Genomic DNA, 6,247 nt, shown 5'->3' on the forward strand with positions numbered 1-6,247 from the left:
CCGCGGATCGTCGTCGACCTCGCGTGGCTCCTGCCCGTCGAGCGGTACGCCGTCGCCGTCTCGGGTCTCGCCTGCCTGGTCGTCGGTGTCGTGTGCGCGCTCGTGTTCCTGCTGTCCGGCGACGTCGTCCGACCGTGGCCCCTCCGGGTGCTGCTCGCCGCCGTCCCCGTCGTGCTGCCCCTCGCGCCCGTCGAGATCAGCGGGACGGCCGCGAACCTGCACTGGTACGTGCTCGTCCTGGTGCCCTGGACGGCCACCCACCGTGCCCGGACGTGGTGGGGTGCGGCGGCGCTCGCCGTCGTGACCCTGGCCGGCGCGCTCACCGAGCCGCTGGCGACGCTGTTCCTCCCGCTGCTCCTCGTGGCCTGGCTGCCGCCGGCGCGGACCGCGAGCGGGCGCGTGGACCTCCGCCAGCTGCCCGTCACCCTCGCCGCCGTGCTCGGCAGCGCGGTCCAGGTCCAGACGGCCCTGACCGACGAGCGTGCCTCGCGCCCAGGAGACCTCCACGGGGCCGACGTCCTCGCCGGGTACCTGCTGCAGCCGGTCGCTGGCGCGTGGGACCGCCGGGTCGGTGTCGTCGCCGAGGCGGTGCGGACGCACGGGTGGGGCGTCGTGGTCGTGCCGGTCGTGCTGCTCGGTGTGGTGCTCGTCGCGGCGGTCGTGCTCGGTCGGGGCCGTGCCCGATGGGTCGTCGTCGCCCTCGGCGCCGGTTCGTTCGTGGTGTGGTGGGCGGCGCTCGCGGTGAACGGGTCGCCGGTGCAGGACTGGGTCGGCCTCGGCCCGGTAGCGGTGGGGGCGCCGCCGTCCCGCTACGCGGCGGCGTCCGGACTGCTGCTCGTGTCGGCGGCGGTCGCCGGGGCGTCGGTGGTCATCGGGTCGGTCGGGCGGACGGGAGGCGCGGCTCGGCTGGGCGCGGCGGCCCTCGCCTGGTGCGTGGTCACCGCCGTCGTGGTCGCCGCCGTCACGAACGCCCCGCCGGGAGCGACCAGACGGAGCGCCGGTCCGGTGTGGGCGGCCGAGGTCCCGGCGGCCGCCGCGGCCTGTCGGGCAGACCCCGCGCTCGGGTCGGCGGAACTCCGGACGGCACCGTGGCGGGCCGCGGTGCCCTGCGATCGGCTCGTCGTCCGACGATGACCCGGCGGACGAGGAGCGTCCGCGCCCGCGGCGCCGGGGTCGGCGGCCCGGCATCGGCGTCGCCGGGTCGACCATGCCGGGGTCAGCGGCGCGCGGGCGTCCGGAACTCGCGGCGTGCCGGTGGTGTGCGCGGTCCGTCGCCGGCCGACACGGGCTCCTCGCCGACCAGCACGATGCGGGTCTTGATCGCGATGAGCGTGAACAGCACCCAGTTCCCCTGGTAGAGCAGCCGTGACTCGGTCACCGACTGCACGAGGAGCGCCACGACGACGAGCAGCGGCAGGAGCGACACCGGGTCGAAGGACCGCGGGGACAGCGTCCGGTCGTAGCCGATCCGGGTGGCCGAGGCCCAGGACCGGCTGAGGGTGGTGACGACGTACACCAGGAAGACGAGCAGCCCGATGATCCCGGTCTGCATCCAGACGTCGAGGTAGGCGTCGTGCGCCTGCAGGTACGTGACGCCCTTGCGGTGGGCGAGGTCGGCGAGCGTCGGGATGCCCGGCCACCAGTAGCCGATCCAGCCCCAGCCGACGACGGCGTGCTCCTGGGCGAGCCCGACGACCCGCTCCCAGATCACGCCGCGGCCGGTCGCGTCCGAGCCCTTGCCGAGCAGCTCGGACACCTGACCGCGGGCGAGGAACGCGGCGACGCCGACCACGACCGCCCCCGCGGCGACAGCCAGGTACCGCGGGGTCCGACGTTCGGTCGGCACCCGGCGGATCCAGAGCGCGACCGCGAGCGCGACGAGGACGACGACCCCGGCGGCCAGCACGGTCGAGGACCGGGTGAGCACGAGGACCACGAGCGCCACGACGGTCCAGCCGATCGCCCGGTTGCGGCGGAGCCGACCCTCGGCGTACTGCACGGCGACCGCGATGACGGCGAGGAGCGCGACCATCGCCAGCAGGTTCGCGTTGCCGGGCAGGCCCTGGATGCGCCCGCCGGTGAAGAGCTCGGCGCGCGAGAAGTAGAACGCGTCCGGGATCTTCCGGTCGCCGTAGTCGGTCCACACCGGGGCGATGGGGTGCCGGAGGACGACGGCCACGAAGGCCTCGAAGAGGAGCGAGCCCATCAGCACCCAGCGGAGCGCCAGGCTGAGGGCGTCGGTGATCCGGCGCCAGGTCAGGGTGGAGGCGATCGCGAACGCGGCACCGGCACAGATCACCTGCACCGCGAGGCTCGAGATCGTGGCGAAGCGCCAGTGCGACCACGCGACGGACACGAGGCACCAGGCGAGGAAGAACCAGAGCGCACGGGGCGTGCGCGTGATCGGTGGACGGGCCCGCACGATGATCGTCGTGGCCCAGACCGCCGCGGCCGCCCAGAGCAGACCGGCGCCGACCCAGGTGAGGGTGTTCGGCACGGCGTCGCCGGCGAAGAGCACGAACAGGATCGTCGCGCCGAATGCGAACGCCTCGCGTTCGGGCACGGAACCGCGCGCCAACGGCCAGGTGTTCGTCACGACGCCAGGGTACCCGGGGAGCGCACGTCGACCGCCGATAGGCTCGTGCGCATGTTCCTCGGCATCACGAACACGCCCCGCGACTACGCGTGGGGATCCGTCACGGCCATCCCCGAGCTCCTCGGCCGGACGGTCACCGGCGCCCCCCAGGCCGAACTCTGGCTCGGCGCCCACCCCGGCAGCCCGAGCGTCGTCGTGAACCCGGCGATGGTCGGCGGCGCCGACACCGTCCTCGACTGGATCGCCGCGGAGCCGCAGGACGCCCTCGGTCCGGACCGCACCGGCCTGCCCTTCCTGCTCAAGGTCCTCGCGGCCGCCGCGCCGCTCTCGCTGCAGGCGCACCCGACGCCGGAGCAGGCTCGCGAGGGCTACGAGCGCGAGGAGGCCGCCGGTGTCCCGATCGACGACCCGGCGCGCAACTACAAGGACCCGTTCCCGAAGCCCGAGCTCGTCGTGGCGCTCAGCGAGCGGTTCGAGGCGCTGAGCGGGTTCCGCCCCGTGACCGAGACCCTCGCCGACGTCGAGGCGCTGGACGCCGGCTCCGGACGCCTCGGCCCCCTGACGGTGCACCTGCAGCACGGGCTCGAGGACACGGTCCGGTGGCTCGAGACGGCGGACTCGTCGGCCGCCGCCGTCGTGCAGGCCGTGAGCGACCTCGCCACCGCGCTCGCCGACGACGCCCACACGCCGAACACCCGGACGGCCAGCGACCTCGCGTCGAGCTACCCCGGTGACCCCGGCATCGTGGTCTCGCTGCTCATGCACCGCGTCACGCTCGCCGCCGGCGAGGCCATGTACCTGCCGGCCGGGAACATCCACGCGTACCTCGACGGCCTCGGCATCGAGCTGATGGCCCCGTCCGACAACGTCCTGCGCGGTGGACTCACGCCGAAGCACGTCGACGTCCCGGAGCTGCTCCGGGTCCTCGACTTCACGGCGTACCCGGCACCGCTCCTCGCGCCCGAGCGGGTCGACGGCGGCGTCGAGCGCTTCGCACCGGACGGCGTCGGGTTCGCCCTGCTCCGCGTCTCCGGCGACGGACGTCCGGTCGGACTGTCCACCGGCGGTGTCGCCCCGCTGCACGGCCCCTCGATCGCGATCTGCACGGCCGGTGCCGTCACGCTCGTCGGTGCGCGGTCGGCCACGCTGCTGCGGCAGGGGGAGTCCTGCTACATCACCCCCGACGAGGGCGACGTCACGGTCGAGGCCGACGGCGGGAACGGTCTGGCGTCCACGGTCTTCATCGCCACGGGTGCGTGAAGCCGCAGGGCGTGGCGGACTGACGCCACGCCGGTTCCGCTAGCGTGGCCAGCATGAGTTGGCTGGTCACCGGCGGCGCCGGGTACATCGGGTCCCACGTCGTCCGAGCACTGCGTGCGGCGGGCATCGACACCGTCGCGTTCGACGACCTCTCGAGCGGGTTCCGGGCCTTCGTGCCCGAGGACGTCCCGTTCGTCGAGGGCACGATCCTCGACGGCGACCTGGTCGCCCGGACGCTCGAGGAGCACGTCGTCACCGGCGTCGTGCACGTCGCTGGCTTCAAGTACGCGGGGGTGTCGGTCGAGCGGCCGCTGCACACCTACGAGCAGAACGTGACCGGCATGGCGACCCTGCTGCGGGCCATGGCGGAGAGCGGTGTCACGAAGGCGGTGTTCTCGTCGAGCGCCGCCGTCTACGGCACCCCGGACGTCGACACCGTGGTCGAGGACACCCCGAAGGCGCCGGAGTCGCCCTACGGCGAGTCCAAGCTCATCGGAGAGTGGCTCCTGCGCGACATGGAGGTCGCCGCCGGCTTCACCACCACGTCGCTCCGCTACTTCAACGTCGTCGGGTCGGGGGAGCCGGACCTGTACGACGCGAGCCCGCACAACCTCTTCCCGCTCGTCTTCGACGCCCTGCTCGCCGGCCGCACCCCGCGGATCAACGGCGACGACTACGCGACGCCCGACGGCACCTGCGTGCGGGACTACATCCACGTCGCCGACCTCGCGCACTCGCACGCGGTCGCCGCGCAGAAGCTCGAGGCGGGCGAGACCCTCGAGCGCGCCTACAACCTCGGCAGCGGCGACGGTGTGAGCGTCCGGCAGATCATGGACGCCATGGCGAAGGGCACGGGCATCGCGTTCGAGCCGGAGATCGCCCCGCGACGCGCCGGTGACCCCGCCCGGATCGTCGCGACCGGCGAAGCTGCAGCGCGTGACCTCGACTGGGCGATGCGCCACACCCTCGACCAGATGGTCACCAGCGCGTGGGAGGCCCGGCGCCGCATCGGCTGACCGCGGATCGCGGCCGGCTGACGGGCACGGCGTTTGTCCCCCGAAACCCCGACAGACCGGCCGCGACACGCCCGTACGGGGGACATGACACGCCGGAACGGTCAGTGCCTTCTATGATCCGCGACTTGACTCTGGCGAATGACACCGCTGTAATTACAGGCAACGACAGCGATCGTTGTGGTCCCGTTATCGAGACGTCAGGGGTGATCAGGGTGAACGGTTCCGACTTCCACGCCGGAGTACCGGAGGACTGGCACGTCGACCCTGTGTCGCTCGGCGTCCCGGGTGTGCGCCGTCCGGAGTCCGACGACGAGGAGAACCCGCTCGCCTGGCAGGTCGACTCGCTCTGCGCGCAGACCGACCCCGAGGCGTTCTTCCCGGAGAAGGGCGGCTCGACGCGTGAGGCCAAGAAGATCTGCACCTCGTGCGAGGTCCGCTCGCAGTGCCTCGAGTACGCGCTCGAGAACGACGAGCGGTTCGGCATCTGGGGCGGCCTCTCCGAGCGCGAGCGCCGCAAGCTGCGCAAACGGGCGTAACCGCGCCCACGGCGCGCCAGCGCCGTGCGGTTACGCCCCTGAGGAGCCTGCGACGAAGGCGCCGGGGGCCAGCCACGTCACGACTCTCTGACCGCACGTTGATGGCCTCCACAGGTTCACGGCGCGCCGCCCCGCGGGGCCGAGCCGCGCCTCCTGGCCCGTAGAGTGACGCCCGTCATGCAGCCCAGAGTCACCGCGATCCTCGTCGCCGCCAACGGAGCGGACCACCTCGACCGGACCCTGGACGCGCTCGCGGCCCAGACCCGGCACCCCGAGAACCTCGTCGTCGTCGACCTCGGGTCCACCGACGGTTCGACCGCCGACCTCGCGTTCGGCGGGTCCGCGGAACTCCTGCGCCTGCCCGCCGGACGCCCCTTCGGCGAGGCCGTCGCACGCGGGGAGCGCGAGGCGCCGCCCGCGGTCGCCGACGAACCCGTCGACGAGTGGCTCTGGCTGCTCGGCCACGACAACGCTCCGGCTCCGACCGCGCTCGCCGACCTCCTCTCCGCCGTCGAGATCGCCCCCAGCGTCGTCGTCGCCGGTCCGAAGCTCATCGACGTCGACGACCCCTCCCGGATCCGCGCGTTCGGCGAGAGCATGACCCGGTTCGGTCGGTCGCTCGGCCTCGTGCAGGACGAGCTCGACCAGGGGCAGCACGACCGGCACACCGACGTCATGGCGGTCGCCGCCGGCGGCATGCTCGTCCGTCGCTCCGTCTGGAACGAGCTCGGCGGGTTCGACCCGGCCCTGCCGAACGTCGACGCCGCGCTCGACTTCTGCGTGCGGGTGCGCCTCGCCGGACACCGCGTGGCCCTCGTCCCGGAAGCACGGGTGACGAG

The 6,247-nt window shown here is 73.4% G+C and carries 6 protein-coding genes; 5 read left to right on the forward strand and 1 reads right to left on the reverse strand.

The genetic code is table 11. From position 1 onward, the window contains the following. Window positions 1-1,134 (forward strand): hypothetical protein (locus I5E_RS25640; protein ID WP_022907670.1); only part of this gene is annotated, 1,134 nt, incomplete at its 5' end. 82 nt (window positions 1,135-1,216) lie between these two features. On the opposite strand, the gene I5E_RS14820 is transcribed toward I5E_RS25640, so the two are convergent. Continuing rightward, window positions 1,217-2,596, reverse strand: a complete 1,380-nt coding sequence (locus tag I5E_RS14820; RefSeq protein WP_022907671.1) for an O-antigen ligase family protein — start codon at window positions 2,594-2,596, stop codon at window positions 1,217-1,219. Window positions 2,597-2,647: 51 nt separating this feature from the next. On the opposite strand from I5E_RS14820, the gene manA reads away from it, so the two are divergent. From manA to I5E_RS14840, 4 genes are all read left to right on the forward strand, one after another. Then, window positions 2,648-3,856 carry a mannose-6-phosphate isomerase, class I gene (manA, locus tag I5E_RS14825; protein ID WP_031262849.1) on the forward strand — a complete coding sequence of 403 codons (1,209 nt, stop codon included), beginning with the start codon at window positions 2,648-2,650 and terminating at the stop codon, window positions 3,854-3,856. Between the two features lie 53 nt (window positions 3,857-3,909). After that, entirely contained in the window at window positions 3,910-4,872 is a 963-nt protein-coding gene (gene galE / locus I5E_RS14830) for a UDP-glucose 4-epimerase GalE (protein WP_022907673.1), read from the forward strand. Window positions 4,873-5,075: 203 nt separating this feature from the next. Further along, the gene (locus tag I5E_RS14835) at window positions 5,076-5,408 is read left to right on the forward strand and encodes a WhiB family transcriptional regulator (protein ID WP_022907674.1); all 333 of its coding nucleotides are present in this window, start codon (window positions 5,076-5,078) and stop codon (window positions 5,406-5,408) included. Window positions 5,409-5,585: 177 nt separating this feature from the next. Beyond that, a partial coding sequence (locus I5E_RS14840; RefSeq protein WP_031262852.1) for a glycosyltransferase family 2 protein occupies window positions 5,586-6,247 on the forward strand: 662 nt, incomplete at its 3' end.

Source organism: Curtobacterium sp. B18, from assembly GCF_000333375.1.
Lineage (GTDB): Bacteria > Actinomycetota > Actinomycetes > Actinomycetales > Microbacteriaceae > Curtobacterium.